8 protein-coding genes are annotated in these 14,897 nt (G+C 68.5%); 5 read left to right on the top strand and 3 right to left on the bottom strand.

Annotation, left to right across the window (positions count from 1 at the left end; translation table 11 throughout):
• Positions 1 to 19 precede the first annotated feature (19 nt).
• From SYV04_RS28665 to SYV04_RS28655, 3 genes are read left to right on the top strand one after another with little or no spacing between them, the layout of a single operon-like run.
• Positions 20 to 3,706, top strand: coding sequence for a hypothetical protein (locus SYV04_RS28665; protein WP_321549126.1), 3,687 nt, complete (start codon positions 20 to 22; stop codon positions 3,704 to 3,706).
• On the top strand, positions 3,703 to 4,242 hold the full coding sequence (locus SYV04_RS28660; RefSeq protein ID WP_321549125.1) for an aminoglycoside phosphotransferase family protein: 540 nt from the start codon (positions 3,703 to 3,705) through the stop codon (positions 4,240 to 4,242). The genes SYV04_RS28665 and SYV04_RS28660 overlap by 4 nt, the downstream gene beginning before the upstream one ends.
• Complete coding sequence (locus SYV04_RS28655) at positions 4,236 to 7,700, top strand: hypothetical protein (protein WP_321549124.1); 3,465 nt, start codon at positions 4,236 to 4,238, stop codon at positions 7,698 to 7,700. The genes SYV04_RS28660 and SYV04_RS28655 overlap by 7 nt, the downstream gene beginning before the upstream one ends.
• A 7-nt stretch (positions 7,701 to 7,707) precedes the next feature.
• On the opposite strand, the gene SYV04_RS28650 is transcribed toward SYV04_RS28655, so the two are convergent.
• Positions 7,708 to 8,892 (bottom strand): cytochrome P450, encoded by a 1,185-nt coding sequence (locus SYV04_RS28650; RefSeq protein WP_321549123.1) that lies wholly within the window; start codon positions 8,890 to 8,892, stop codon positions 7,708 to 7,710.
• An 88-nt stretch (positions 8,893 to 8,980) separates the two neighbouring features.
• Between SYV04_RS28650 and SYV04_RS28645 the strand changes: the two genes are divergently transcribed.
• Both SYV04_RS28645 and SYV04_RS28640 read left to right on the top strand, forming a co-directional pair.
• Entirely contained in the window at positions 8,981 to 10,591 is a 1,611-nt protein-coding gene (locus SYV04_RS28645) for a flavin-containing monooxygenase (protein ID WP_321549122.1), read from the top strand.
• On the top strand, positions 10,588 to 10,983 hold the full coding sequence (locus SYV04_RS28640; protein ID WP_321549121.1) for a VOC family protein: 396 nt from the start codon (positions 10,588 to 10,590) through the stop codon (positions 10,981 to 10,983). The genes SYV04_RS28645 and SYV04_RS28640 overlap by 4 nt, the downstream gene beginning before the upstream one ends.
• Positions 10,984 to 10,990: 7 nt before the next feature.
• Here SYV04_RS28640 and SYV04_RS28635 read toward each other — a convergent pair whose 3' ends face one another.
• Together SYV04_RS28635 and SYV04_RS28630 are read right to left on the bottom strand one after the other, a co-directional pair.
• The gene (locus SYV04_RS28635; RefSeq protein ID WP_321549120.1) at positions 10,991 to 11,842 is read right to left on the bottom strand and encodes a sigma-70 family RNA polymerase sigma factor; all 852 of its coding nucleotides are present in this window, start codon (positions 11,840 to 11,842) and stop codon (positions 10,991 to 10,993) included.
• Positions 11,843 to 11,877: 35 nt separating this feature from the next.
• Positions 11,878 to 14,802: a serine/threonine-protein kinase gene (locus SYV04_RS28630; protein ID WP_321549119.1), complete on the bottom strand. Its 2,925-nt coding sequence runs from the start codon at positions 14,800 to 14,802 to the stop codon at positions 11,878 to 11,880.
• Positions 14,803 to 14,897: the final 95 nt, after the last annotated feature.

Genomic DNA, 14,897 nt, shown 5'->3' with positions numbered 1-14,897 from the left:
TCGCTCCCTGTCGAACATCATGGAATCCCACGGAGCTGGACGACCTCGCCGTCAGCTGGCTCGAATCATCGCAGGCGTGCTCCTGGCACTCGGTGCGGCCCTCGCGCTGGTGTTGGCTACGACGGTGGCCGCGCTGCACAACCTCGAACACCCCTGGTTGAAACAGCGCATCGTCTCCAAGGCGGAAGCGGCCACCGGCCTGCGGCTGGACTACCAGACAGCCGAGGTCGCCCTGCTCTCGGGCCTGCGGCTCGAAGGGCTGGTGGTGCGTACCCCGTCGCCCTTTCACACCGTCGCGCCCGAACTGCTGCGCGTCGGCACGCTGGAGGCGCAATGGTCACCCAGCTCGCTGCTAAGCGGGGCCACCCAGATTGAGCGGGTGGCGGTGCGGGACGTGGCCTTTGTCCTGGTGGCCGACGATGCGGGGCCCACGTCTCTTACGGAGTTGATGGGGCCGAGTACACCTGAGCCGCCGCCCGTGAAAGCCCCCCTCGGAGCCTCGCAGCAGCTCGCTGTCCTCCTGGCCTCCGCGCCCCCCTTGGGGAAGGTTGAGGTGTCGGGCGGATCGTTGAGCTACGTGCGCGTTCGGAACAGCGAAGTGCTCGAGCGCTGGTCCCTACGTGGGCTCGCAGCCACAGCCGAAGCGAAGCATCAGAACGACGGATGGAAGCTCTCCGCGCAGCTCGGCCAGACCGGTACGCCGCTTGCCCTGGAAGTGAGCCGTGAAGGCGCAGCCCTTCCGTCGGCCCAGGCCCTGCTGGAACTGGCCCTCTCGGCGGAGGCGGGGGCGATGGACACTCGCGTGCGGGTGGATCTCGATGTCGCACGGCAGACCTTCGATCCGCGGTTCACCGTCCGCTCCCTGCTGCACGGCTCGGCCTCCGCGAAGTTCGATGGTGAGAAGCGGCACATCGCCATCGAGCTGGACCGCACCCAACTGACCGACAGCGCCGAAGTGCAAGCCCGGTTGGTGCTTCCGGATGCGGCGGATGTCCCGCCCGTCGTGACGCGGCTCTCAGTGGATCTGGATCTCGGGCGACTGTTGCAATGGATTCCCGCCGATTTGCGGCCGTTCTCCCTCGAGCGCGGCACCGTGCATCTGGACGCTCAGGAGCTCACGCTCAGCGCCATGCCGCAGCTGGGCCCTCAAGGGAAACTCGGGCTGGACGTCGACGTCGCGGCGCTCCAGCTCGCTCAAGACGATCTTCGGGTGGCCCTCGGCAATGGACGCGTCTCCCTGGTGGCGACTCCGGATTCGTCCAAGGGGCTGGACGCTCGACTCACCTTTGCGCTTCAAGCGCTCGATGTCGGGGGGCCCACCACGCTTCGTATTCCGAAGGCCTCCGGGGAGCTGAAGGGTCGGCAGCTGCGGCCAGACCTCTCCTCGCCCATCCAGGTTGCGGGGGATGTTGCCCTGTCCGGAATGGTGGATGCCTTGGACCTCCGTGCCTCTGGGATCCGTGCGTCCGCGGAACGTCTTGGCTTTCACCTCCAAGCTCCCTTGGCGGGTGAGCCGCCCTTCGCGCTGAAGGCGGATGTGCCCGTGGGGGCGCTCCGGGTGGTCCTGGCGGATGGACGCGAGGTGCTGCAGGGCCCCGTGCGCATCAAGCTCGACGCGTCGGAGGCCTTCCCTCGGTGGGACGAGCCGCGACTTGGCCGGGCCCGCGCCCATCTGGAACTCGACCTTGGCACGATGCACGCGTCGCTGGATGCCACCAAGGGGACCGACGATGTGGCGTACACCTTGGCCGTCCAGACCCCGGACCTCGTGGCTGTTCGGCCCTTCATCCCCGAGTCGGTCGCCGCGCGCGTTCCCTGGAATCAGCTGGCCGTCAACCTGGCCTCCACCGGCAGACTGGCGGCGCTCTTTTCCCCCTCGCCCCGGTTGGAGCACCGAACGGAGCTGCGCCTGCAGCGGCCGGGATGGGACGACGTGTCGGCCAGCAGCCTCACCGCCGTGATGCGCTCTCAAGGAGACTCCTGGCGGCATCAGGGCGAACTGGACCTCAAGGTCGAAGGGCTGCGCGCCGGTGAGAAGGACATGGGTCCTCAGCACCAGGCCGTGACGCTGAACCTCGATCGCCGCAAGCCGTCGCTTCGGCTTGGGCTCACCAGCCATGCAGGGCTGAAGATCGCGCTCGATGCCGCACTGGCGTTCGACCGAAAAGCCCGCGCGCTTCGCGTGGATGTGAAGGGCGACCTTCCGACCCTCGGGGAATGGTCCCCCCTTCTGGCCAAGGCTCAGGTGCCCACGGAGCTGGACACCTCGCGGCTCGCGCTGAACGTCGAGTTGCATGGCACGCTGCTCGGAGTGCTCACGGACATCGCCGCCGACGGCACCCCCAGCCTGGCCCCCGCCCCTCAGCGGACGGCGAGCTTCGAGGGAAAGGCGGTGGTGGACGCACGCGGCATCCGCTGGAGACAGGCGGGCCAGTCGCTCAACCTCCCTGCCCTGCACTGGCAGGTCGAGTCGCACGTCGAAGGGGCACGGCGAAGCGTCCACAGCCTCCTGACGGTGGAGAAACTCACCGTGGGCATGGGCGATCGCCGGCTCTCCCTCGCCGACCTGTCCAGCGACACCACCGCCACCTTCACCGAGCGGTTGGAGGCGGACGAGGTCGAGCTGAGACACCTCATGAAGGTCCGCTCCCTCGAACAGAGGCCGGCACTGCCCTATCCGGTTCAGGATCTGGAGTGGTCGTTCTCCGCTCGCCGTAAGCCCAACGGCGTCATTCACGTCCCCGACCTGCAACTGACCCATGCGGGGACAAGTACCCAGCTGAAAGCCAGAGGCCGGCTCGACCTCAGCGACAACGGGCGCCGCCTGGCGGTCCAAGGTGAGTTGACCCAGGACTTGTCCAAGCTCGCGCAGCCGGGCCGGCTCGAGAGCAGCGGCAAGGTCACGGTCGATTTCCAGGTGGCTTCGCCCGATCTGGTGGTCTTCCGAACCCTCTCCAACCTGCTCCTCCAGAACGTACACGTGCGGCTGCCCGAAGCGGGGATCTCGGTCCAGGCGCTCGATGGCAACGTGCCGCTGACCGAGAACGTGGAGCTCTCCCAAGGCCAGGTGCGACTGCTGAGCGACATCGACGTGAACCCGTACTCGATGCTTCGCTTCACCGACCAACACCCCTTGCTCTCGCGCAGTGGCTTCGTGTCGGCGGGCAGCATCACCACGCCCTACCTCTCCATCGCGCCCCTGGCCGGAAACCTGTCCATCAACCAGAACGTGGTCTCCATGAGTCAGCTGGAGATGGGCGTCCGCGGTGGGCGTATCACCGGGCAGTGCATGCTGGACTGGCAAGGAAATCACTCCACCCTGCAGGCACACGTGCGGGCGACCGGCGTGCAGTCGTCCCGAGGCGAGCCCTTCGACGGAAATATCGCCGTGGTCGTCTCGGGCAAGGACCGCAGCGTCAACGGGCGCGCGGAGATCCTGCGCATTGGCAACCGTCACCTGCTCGATCTGCTCGACCTCGAGGATCCGCACCACACCGATCCCGCGACCAACCGCGTCCGCTACGCGTTGGGACTGGGTTACCCGAAGAACGTGCGGGTGAGCTTCAACCATGGCTTTGGCCGCCTGAGCATCACCATGGGCGGCGCGGCCAGCCTGCTCAGCATCGACGAGATCCGGGGCATTCCCATGGGCCCCATCGTCGACCGTGTCATCAACTCCTTGTCCCTCGTGGAGGCCACGCCGTGAAACACCGCGTGTTGCTGCTGCTTGCCGCCCTCGCCTCCGCCGGGTGCATCAGCGCCCCGGAGATCGTCATGGTCGATCGCGCGACCGCGCTCGAAGAACAGGCCGCGGGCTCGTTCAAGGAGGTGGAGCAGCGGCTGGCTCGCGCGGGAATGAGCCCGACGCCGGTGCCGCTCACACCCAACCAACTGGAGGAGCTGGGCCTCCAACCCACGGCGTTGGTCGAGAACGTGGGCAAGACGCAGGCGGACCGCGTCGACGAACTGCTCCGCCGTCACTGCGTGGGCGAAGGAAAGGACGGGCTGCTGGTGGACACCCGGCGTCAGTGCCAGGCCAGGCGTTTGTCGGCCGATGACGTCGCCCTGGTGGAGCGGGTGAACCGAGCCCGGCTGCAGCTGTGGCAATGGATGCGAACGGTCCGCCCCGGCGTGCCCGAAGAGTCGTTGCGCCGGAGCTGGCAACAGGTCCACGCCCAGGGGGTGGTCTGCGGCGGCTGGGTGGAAGCCGATGACGGCACCTGGGGAGAGAAGAAGTGCTGACGCCCCGTGGCCCCTGCCTCTTGGCCCTGGCCGTCCTCCTCGCGAGCGGCGCCTGGGCGCAGGACGATGAAAACGATGGAGGCTTGCGCACGCCCTCGCTGCTCACCGTGGGCGTGGGAGATCACTTTCTGGGGCAGTTGGCGCCCGATGGGAACACGCTGATCTTCCTGTCCAACCGCAACATCGCGACCGAGATCTACGTTCAGGATCTGGAAGGAGGCCGCGAGCGCCGCCTCTTCGACGAAGGCGCCGACGTGACGTGGCCGCGGATCAGCCCTGACGGCAAACACCTGCTCTACATCTCGTTCCGAGACCAGGCCAGCGGTCAGCTGTGTGTGCGGGACTTGCCCGATGCGGAAGGTCGCCGCTGCCTCGTGGAAGAGACCAGCGCGCTGCAGGCGGAGTGGATCGATGCCTCGCATATCGCGCTGGTGAGCAGGGCGACCATCCAAGGCGATCTGCGGCTGTCGCGAGTCACCGTAGGTAGCGAATTGAGCGCCAGGCCTCTGCTCGATCGCAACCTGACCAGCCCCACCCTCTCACCCGATGGGCGCTGGCTGGTGTACGTCCCGATCGAGCGCTCCGTGCGGCAGGTGGGCCCCGGCTTCGCCGCGCGCGCCGCGCCCCACCTGGAGGCACTTCGGCTGGATCGCCCCGGCGCGGCCCCCGTACGGCTGGCGCTCGATCTCCCAGGAAAGACGGGACAGCCGATGTTCGCTGTCGATGGGCGCTCCCTGTACGTGGTGCAGTTCTTCACGGACTCCAACGCGGACGGGGTGATCGACGCCAGCGACAGCGGAGTGCTGTTCCGGATGCCCTTCGAGGCCGAGCGCGAGGACGCACCCGAGCTGGCCGCTGCCTCCAGCCCGGACCAGCTCACCAGTGTGTCCTGGAACTGCCAGTACCCGGCGCCCGCGGCCGCCTCCCTCATCGCGACCTGCTCGCGCGATCGCTCCCTGGATGTGTTTCAGCTGCCGCTGGATGGACAGGTTCCCAGCAACTGGGACGTTCCGCGTCTCAACGAGGAACTGGGGATGGTTGGCAGGCGCGCGGATCAGCTCCTGCTCTATCGCCAACGCCTGCTGCGCGAAGCCCGGCCCAAGCCCCGCCGCCTGCTGATGATGCGCATGAGCCAGCTCCACCTGGCTTTCGAGGACTTCGAGGCGGCGGAGTTCTACGCCCGCCAGATGCGCTCGGTGCCCGATCCCGCCACCGCGGGCCTGGCGGAGCCGATGCAGATCCTCATCGACCACCGACGAACCATGAAGGAACGCGAACGCGGCCGCATGGTGGACGAGCTGAGCGACAGCGGGCGCCAGCGCATGGCCGCGCTGGATCCCGCCGCTGCTCCCAGCCCGCCCTCGGCCGTCTTTCAACACGTGGTGCGCAGTGAGCTGGCCGAGGCCGCTGGCGACTTCACGCTGGCGCGTCAGGAGCTGGAGGCGGCCCAGGTAACGGACTCCTCGACGCGCGCGGTGCTGGAAGCCTACTTCGAGCGAGCGGACGCGCTGTACCGCAAGCTCGACGATCGGCAGGCCCTGGTCGAAGCCGGCCGCCGGCTCTCCCTGAACAAGGCCTTCCAGGACGAGGACCAGCTCGACTTCGCTCGCGCGGCCGTCCGAGCCCTGTACCGGGGACGCCCCTACGACGAGGCGGATGCCGCCATGGCCCAGGCGCTCGCAGCGGCACCCGCCGGCTCGGCCTATGCGTTCGCCTTGGAGCTGGGCCGGTACGTCAACGCAATACATGAGGAGCGCCCTCCCCGCCCGGTCCGGGACGCGTTGACCGCGTTCTACCGCCAGCAGACGGATCCCATTCGACGGCGAGCGCTGGTGCAAGAAGCCGTCGAGCGCGCGGCGGGGCTCGGCGCTGACGGCGTGCTGGAGGCGTTGGCGACGCTCTACATCGACGACGCCCCGCCCGGCACCCAGGAACTCCGCCGGGCCGAGCGGTTGTTTCGCCGCGCGATGATGGGCCGCGCCTACCGTCGGCTGGCGAGAGAGCGCAAGGACGAGGCCCGCGCCGACTTCGACCTCGTGACGCAGCGGACGGGCTCCCTGGAAAGTGCTGTTGAATCCATGAACCTGCGCTTGCGCGCCGACGTCCCCCCCGAGGTGGTGGAGAAGGAGGTCACCACCACCTCCGAGAAGATGGCCAAGCCTCTCGCGCACTTCGTGAAGGCCTACCTCACGGCGCGCCAGTTGCCCAAGCTGGAGGGTAGCGCCCACTCCCAGGCGGTGGAGGCGGCCATGGGAGCGCTGCGCGCCTCGTGGAAGGAACTCAAGAACCAGCGAGCGGTACACGCGCTGGCTGGCGCCATTCAGCACGAGGACTTCCTCCGTGGCCGGAAGCCCGCCGCCGCCGAGCGCGCCAACCGGCACTACTTGATCGCCTTGGACCTGGTGCGGAACAACATCCGCTACCGAGCGATGATCCTCGGCGCGCTGGGGCAGTTGCATACCCAGGTGGGCAACTACCACATCGCCTTGGGCTACCTCGATCAACGGGACAAGTATCCCTACGTGGACAACGCCGCGGGGCTGGCGGTGTCCCTTGCCCGCGCCCAAGCGCTCTTACACGTTGGCCGCGAGGCGGAGGCAGCGCAGGCGGCGGATCGCGCCCTGGCCATGGTGGATGCCAAACCGAAGCTCGCCAGGTTCATCCCCCTCGCGCTGGATCGCGCGGCGCTCTACAACCTCGCCGCGGGCCGCTTCGAGCGTGCATTGGCGCTCTACGATCGCGCGCTGCCCACCTTGGAAGCGGGCCCCAGCGACGAGGAGGGCCTGCGCAACCGGCTGGTGGTGAGGCTGGCCCGCTGCGCCGCGGCGCTAGGGGCGGATCAGCCGCAGCGCGCGTTGGAGGATCTGGACATCATTGATCGACAGCTGGAGACCCCCGCCGTGCAAGCCACACTGAGCTTGTCACGCGCCACGCCCCGGCACGTTCAGCGCTCCTACGGCATCATCGCCTCTGGACTGCGCGCCAATGCGGAGACCCGACTCGGGCGCCCGGATGCCGCCGCCCGCGCACTCGAACAGCGGCGTGCGCTGTTCCTGGAGCGGTTCGCCGAGTCGGATCGCGATGAGGACATCGGCGCGGTGATGCTGGTGGAGCTGCGGCTGGCCGAGAATGCCGTGGAGCGCCGGGACACGGCGCTCGCGGCCCGCTGGTTGGGCCAGGCGATCGCGCACGCCGACTCCCTGCTCGAGCGCACCCACGCGCCGGTCCATACCGGTCAACTGGATGTGCTCTGGTTCGCCGCGCAGTTGCACGCGGAGGGAACCGCGCAGATGCCCTTCGACGTACCCAAGCGGCTGGGCCAGGCGCACCGCTCCCTCCTCGACCAGCGGCACCCCTCCTGGCGCTCCTATCTGGCGTGGTTCGAGATCTATCTGGCGCTCGGCGCAAACCCGCCAGCAGAGACCCGGGAAGCCTTGCTGCTCCCCGCCCAGCCCTGAGTCGCCGCTACGCCCGGGCCCGCATCCGCAGGTGTTGGGGCGAGCGGATGAAGAACGAGGGGGACCAGGTCACCTCCTGCTCCACGCGCTGGAGGTCCTTCAGGCGCGACAGCATCACCTCCAGCATCACCTTCGCCTCCAGCCGGGCCAGCGGCGCTCCGAGGCAGAAGTGGATGTCCATGCCGAAGGCCAGGTGTCCCTTGGTGTCCCGGTGGATGTCGAAGCGGTCCGGGTCCGGGAAGCGGCTCTCGTCCCGGTTCGCCGAGGCCAGCAGCGGCAGCACCACCGTTCCCTGAGGAATGAGCTCGCCCCCTACCTCCACGTCCGCGGTGGTCAGCCGGAAGATGCACTGCGCCGGGCTCTCGTAGCGCAGCACCTCCTCCACCAGATTGGGGATGAGCGAAGGGTTCGCTTGCACCTCGGCCAGTACCTCCGGGTGGTCCGTCAGCGTCGCCAGCGTGTTGCCGATGAGGCTCGTCGTGGTCTCGTTGCCGGCGATGAGCAGCGTGTTGGCGAACCCCAGCACCTCCCGAGGCGTCAGCCGGGCGCCGTCTACCTCCGCCTGGATCAGCAGCGAGATGAGGTCCCCTTTTGGATCGCGCCGCCGCTCCTCGAGCACCCCACCGAAGTACGCGTAGAACTCCTGCGTCGACGCCATCACCTGCGCCACGTTGCCCGAGCGCACCAGCGACAACGAGCTCACCATGTCGTCCGACCAGCGCTTGAAGTCACCGCGGCGATCGGCACCCACCCCGAGCAGCTCGGCGATGACGATCATCGGCAGCGGGTTGGTGATGTCACGCACCAGCTCGAACTCGCCTTTGCCAACCACGGCGTCCACCAGCTCGTGGGCGATCTGGCGGATACGCGGCTCCAGTTGGGTGACGGTCCGTGGAGTGAACGCCTTGGTCACCAGACTGCGCAGCTTGCCGTGCCGGGGCGGGTCGCTCTGCACGATGGAGCCCCCAGCGCGCTCCGGATCTCGTAGCGCGGGCGGCATGCCGGCGGAGTAGCCCGAGTTCGAGAAGTGCTGGGAGTTCTGGAGCACGCGCAGGACGTCCGCATAGCGGCCCACCCCCAGGAAACCCGTGGGCATCAGTTTGCAAACGGCGGACGAGCGGCGAATCTCCGACAGCACGGCGTAGGGGTTGCGGAGGACGTGAGGGGCGGCAATATCGAAGGTGGCGATCATCGGTTCTCCAGCAGCGGGCCCGTGCATCCTAGCCCGGCCCCTGCGGATGCTGGGTATGCTGGCCCCCCGTCCAAGGAGGCAAGCCACGGTGAGCCCGAAGCCCGAGTCGAACAAGCGTGTCGCCATCGTGGGCGCGGGGCCTGCGGGGCTGGTCGCCGCCAGGTACCTCGCGGCTCACGGCTTCGAACCCGTCCTCTTCGAGCAGAGCGCCGACATGGGTGGCCAGTGGAACGCGGAAGGCACACACAGTGGCGTATGGCCCTCCATGCGCACCAACTCCACTCGCGTGACCACCTGCTTCAGCGACCTCCCCCACGCGGAGGGCGTCGCGATGTTCCCTCGGAACCAGGAGATGCTCGCGTACCTGCGTCGCTATGCCGAGAAGTTCGGTCTCCTCCGGTACGTGCGCCTGCGGACGCCCATCGAGCGGCTCGAACGCAGCCCAGAGAGCGGGCGCTACCTCGTGTCCTCCAAGCCTGAGGGCGGTGCCTCACGGCAGGAGCCGTTCGACCATGTGGTCATCGCCTCCGGCCGCTTCCACAAGCCGTTCATCCCAGCGATCCCCGGTCTCGAATCCTTCTCGGGAGCGGGCGGCGTCACGCACTCCTTCCGCTACAAGGAGCCGGAGAAGTATCGCGGCCTGCGGGTCCTGGTCGCTGGCTGCAGCATCAGCGCGCTCGAGATCGCGAGCGATCTCGCGATGCTTGGCACCCAGCGGGTGCTCTCATCGATGCGGCGCCAGCGCTACATCATGCAGAAGATCTCGGGAGGCGTGCCCAACGAGCATCTCGCCTTCACACGCTGGGGCGCGCTCGCCGGAGAAGTCTTCCCGCTCGAGCGGATCGCCATCGGCATCAAGGAGTTCCTCATCCGCAAGAGCGGAAGCCCTGAGCAGTACGGCGCCTTCAAGCCCTCCGACAACCTCTTCGAGGCGGGAATCACGCTGAGCCAGCACTACCTGCCGCTCATCGCGGAAGGACGCATCACCCAGAAGCCGTGGATCACGGAGGTCCGCGGCCAGCGCGTGTCCTTCGCGGATGGCACCAGCGAAGAGGTCGATGCCCTCATCCTCGGCACCGGCTATGACCTGCACCTGCCGTTCCTGTCGGAGGAGCTCCGCCAGACGTTGAACGTGGACACCCGGCACATCGACCTGCACCGCTTCACGTTCCACCCTGAGTTGGAGGGGCTCGCGTTCGTCGGCATCTTCGAGGTGGGCGGACCCTTCTTCCCACTGCTCGAGCTGCAGGCGCGATGGATCGCCTACACGTGGGCGAACGTGCGGCCCAAGCCGTCGATGGACGAGATGAAGGAGGGAGTCGCCCGCTATCAGGCGAGACGAGGCCAGCCACAGGAGCAAAGCATGGAGGCCATGGCGCTCATGCTCTCGCGCCTCGTGGGCGTGGAGCCGCTCCCCGAGCAATATCCCCCGCTCACCCGGGCGCTGATGTTCGGGCCGCTCTCCCCTCCTTCGTTCCGGCTGACCGGGCCGGACGCTCTCCCTGAAGCAGCGGAGCGGTATGCGGCGGACGCCGCGGCCTTCGGAGCCTTCACCTCACCCGAGCTGACGGATGAGGAGCGCCTGCGGCTCGAGCGTCTGATGCGAGCACTGGACGACAAAGCCAGGTCCGTAGACGCTCACAAGAGCAGCGGAACCCACCCGGCCGCCCTGTATGCTCCGGCGAGCGAGGACACATGAAAACCCAAGTTCGACCGTTTCTGATGTTCGAGGGCAAGGCCGAAGAGGCGATGAAGTTCTACGTCTCGCTCATCCCTGGGAGCGAGATCATCGACATCGCTCGCTATGGCCCGGGCGGGCCCGGCGCCGAGGGCTCGGTGTTCAAGGCCTCCTTCTCCGTCGCGGGCCAGACGGTGCTGTGCATCGACAGCCCGGCGAAGCACGCCTTCACCTTCACGCCGGCCTTCTCATTCTTCGTCGACTGCGCTTCCGAGGAGGAGATCGACCGGCTCTCCGCCGCCCTCTCGGAGGGCGGCTCCACGCTCATGCCGATGGGCAACTACGGGTTCAGCCGCAAGTTCACCTGGGTCAACGACCGCTACGGCGTGTCCTGGCAGCTGAACCTCCCCTGACGCGGTACTACCGCGGGTCCCCTGCCCGAAAGATGCTGCTCAGGGCCAGGCCGAGCTGGCTCCGGACGATGCCGAGGATGCTCTCGACCTCTCCCTGCTCGATACGGAGCCTTTGCGTGAGCAACTGACGCGTCCCGGTCAGGAGCGCCTCCCGGCCACGCGCCACCCAGCGCGCCACCGTGGCACGGTGTACTCCGTAGACCGTGGCGATCCGCTCCGCGCTGAGCCCGTCCAGGAAATGCAGCCGCAGCACATTGCGCTCGTCGGCCTCGAGGCCCGCGAGCGCGTCCTTCAACGCCTGATGGACCTCGTCCCGGTAGTGCGACTTGAGGAAGTCGAGTTCGGGATCCGACGTGCAGGGCTCGCGGACCTCGTCCACCCGAGCCCCCACCAGCAACAGGTCGCTCTTCCGCTGCTCGAAGAAGTTGAGCGCCGCGCGCATCGCCGCCACGCGCACCCACCCCCCGAGCGGCCCTCGGCCCGAGTAATCGCCGATCTTCGCGGGGACTCCCGGGTGACCCACGAAGAGCTTCTCCCAGAACGCCTGCCCCAGCTCCTCGCGCTCCGCCGGTGGCACGTTCCGACCGCGCAGCGCCGCCTCCACCGTGGCCCCATAGCTCGCCTGAAACGCGGCGACCGCCCCTGGAACCCCTTCCTTGCAGGCGCAGGCCAGGTACAGGTCCGCGCCATGCAACCCCTCGAGGTATTTCTCGGGGTCGCTCCGCTCGGGGACGTGGCGCGCGACGTGCCGCATGAACGAAGAGGCCTCGAGCGCCAGCGACGGCCACGCCTCTCGACCCTCGCGGAAGAGCCGCTCCAACCCCCGAGGAGAGCGGCTCGAAGCCATTCCATCGTCCATGGGGCCCATTCTCTCCGCGCAGCAGAATAACACCCTCAGTGTGGGAGCGGATGCTCGGCCAGCCACTTTTCCAGCCCGGCGGCTTCCTGGGCCAGCGTGCTTCCTCCCCCTCGCGCCAGCTCGAGCGCGCCCGCCATCAAGGTGCGCGCTCTCGCGCGCTCACGGCCCAAGGTCCAGAGGGTGTTCGCCAGGGTCTTCCGCAACTCCACCCGCACGTCACGCCCCGTGGAGTACGAGTCCGTGAGGGGACGTGCCTCGGCGATGGCGAACGCGCGCTCCAGGAGCGGCAGCGCCCGGGCCGGCGCACCGAGTCGCTGATGCGCCTGCCCCACCATGTGGAGCGTCTGCGCCACGTCCGCATGATTCGGGCCGAGGAGCTTCTCTTCGATCGAGAGCGCGAGCTGCCCGTACTCGAGTTGCTCTCGGAAGTGGTCGAGCAGCCCGTGGTTGATGGCCAGGTTCTTCAGGATGAAGACCCTGTCAGGGTGATTCACGTCGGGGACCTGGTTCTGGATCGCCAGTGCGCGCTCCAGCAGCGGAATGGCGTCAGCCGCCTCGCGGTGGACATTCGAGAGGTTGATCAGCGACTTCACGATGGCGGGGTGGTTCGGGCCGAAGGCGCGCTCCTCGATGGCCAGGGCGCGCTTCATGTGCGGCAGTGCCTCGTCGGGTCTGCCGGAGATCGCCAGCACGAACGCGATCGAATGAAGCGAGGCTGAGCAATCCGGATGCTCGGGGCCGAGCAGCCGCTCATTGATGGCGAGCGCACGCTGCGCATACGTGAGCGCCTCCGCGGAGCGGTCGAGCGTCGCCATCGTGGAGGCGAGCCGGGAGAGCGTCCTCGCCACCTGAGGGTGCTCGGAGCCGTGGGCCCGCTCCTGAAGTACGAGCGCCTCTTCGAAGAACGGCGCCGCCTCGCTCGCGCGGCCTTCATCGAGCAGGAGGTTCCCCATGATGAACAGCCGCTCCGCCGAGAGCGCTGGCACCTGCCCGAGGCGCTCCAACATCGCTCCACCGAGATCCGCCCACAGGCGTCCCTGCTCGTTCCGCCGAAGCATCTGGCCGTGGACATGGGCGAGCAACAGGGAGGTCTGCGCGGCGACGGTGCGGTGCGCGCTCGCCTCCGCGGCCATCAGGGCACCGTGGAGCGCCTTCTCCGCCAGGGCTCCTTCTTCCGAGCGGACGTAGGTGTGCGCGAGGGCCAGGAACGCCTCGGCCTCGACCGGCTTGTAGGCCAAGGCCTTCGAGGTCTCGATGGCCTCCTGCGCGAGCGCTCGGCTGGGCTCGTGTCGGCCCGCCGCGAGCAGCGCCTTCGCCTCGACGAGCTGTGCGCGAACAGCCCGGAGCCGCGTCCGGGTCGCCTCGTCGGGAGGTGGGCGGAGCGGAGCGGTGAGGGCTTCCTTCGAGGCGCACTCCTCGATCGGTGGCAGTTGCCCCGCCGCGGATACGGCCCTCTCCACGACGCCCGTGTCCGCGGCGCTCAGCACACGCGCCAGCCCGCTCAAGGCTGCGCGACGCCGCCCGAGGCATTCCATGCGCAAGTCCAGCAGCTCCCCGGATTGCTCGCCGCGCACGTGGGTCGCCTCGCACGCGTCGGTGCGCATCTGGACCCAGTTGTTCGCGTAGCGATCCATGAGGAGCTCCGCTCCCGACCAGGCCGCCTCGGCATGGCGCGACCCGGTCGCATGGAAGGCGGCGCGCACCTCGCTCTTCCGGGCTTCGTCCCAGGTGCCCTCGAGCCGCTCGCGCGCACCCGCGCAGACGTTCTGGGACCGGTAGCGCCAGGAGACGAGTCCAAGGCCCGCGGCGATCAAGGCCACCACACCGAGCGACGCGCCCACCTGGAAGCGCCGCCTGCGCTGCGAGGTCTGCGTGCGCTCGAGCGCGGCGAGCAGCGCGACCATGGAGGGAAAGCGCGCTTCGGGCGCGGCGGCCAGACCTCGGACGAGGATCTGCCGCCACCGTGGCGGGACGCGGTTTCCGCGCGGCAGCTCTCGCTGCTCGGTCCGGGCCGACTCTTCAGCGAGCTCGGTCACAGTGAAGGGGCGCTCGCCCTGGATCGCCTCGTAGAGGGCGACACAAAACGCGAATTGATCACTGCGCGCGTCCGCCGGGGCGCCACGCCACAGCTCGGGCGCCATGTACAGCGGCGTACCGAGCCGCGCCCCGGGCTGGGTCCTCGCCTCCGCTCCGGCGGGCAGCGCTCGCGGCAAGGCCGCGCCTTCTCCGAGCGGCTGTACACCCGAGGAGGCGAGCCGTGCCAAACCGAAGTCCGTCACCCGCACCCGGCCGTCCTTGCCGACGAGCACGTTGTCCGGCTTGAAGTCACGGTGTACCAGTCCCGCGCTGTGCGCCGCCGCGAGCCCTCGCCCCGCATCGAGGAACATCGCCAGGACCGCGTCCGCCGTGCGAGGGGCCGCCTGGAGCCATTGCCCCAACGTGCCCCCCTCGATGAACTCCATGGCCAGGAAGACCTGCCCGTCGAAGCGGCCCCCATCGAACACCGTGATCACATGAGGGTGGGAGAGCCGCGCCAGCGCTTGCGCCTCCCGGAGCAGCCGTGCGGCCGCCTCTTCCCGTGAGTCGCTGGGGAGGGCCTCGTCGTGAACCAGCTTCAGCGCGATGCGCCGGTCGAGCTCGGGATCATAGGCCGCGTAGACGACCCCCATCCCACCAGCGCCCACCAGGTGGAGCACCGTGTAGCGTCCCACCCGATCGCCGGCCGCGAGGCGAGGCGCCAGCTTCCTCGGGCCGGTGTCGGTGGCTGTCGGCGGTGTCGCTACCTCGTGCCCGCTGATGGCGTGTCCCAGCGCGGCCAGGAGCTGTCGGCAGGCGTCGCACGCGTCGAGGTGACGCACGGCGGCCTCGCGCTCTCCGGGGGACAACAGCCCTCGGCTCAGGCCATCCAGGGTGTTCTCACCGAGGCAACGGGTCTCTACCTCATCCGTGGGACCGCCCATCCGGATCCTCTAGATGAAGCGCCTCGACAAAGAAAGGTGGGGGGGATGTGCGGTTTCGAAACTTTTTTTGCGACATCCGGCGGCGAGGACTGTCA

Source organism: Hyalangium ruber (assembly GCF_034259325.1).
Lineage (GTDB): Bacteria > Myxococcota > Myxococcia > Myxococcales > Myxococcaceae > Hyalangium_A > Hyalangium_A rubrum.
The sequence above is the reverse complement of the archived record's forward strand: the minus strand, read 5'-3'. Positions and strand labels throughout refer to the sequence as shown.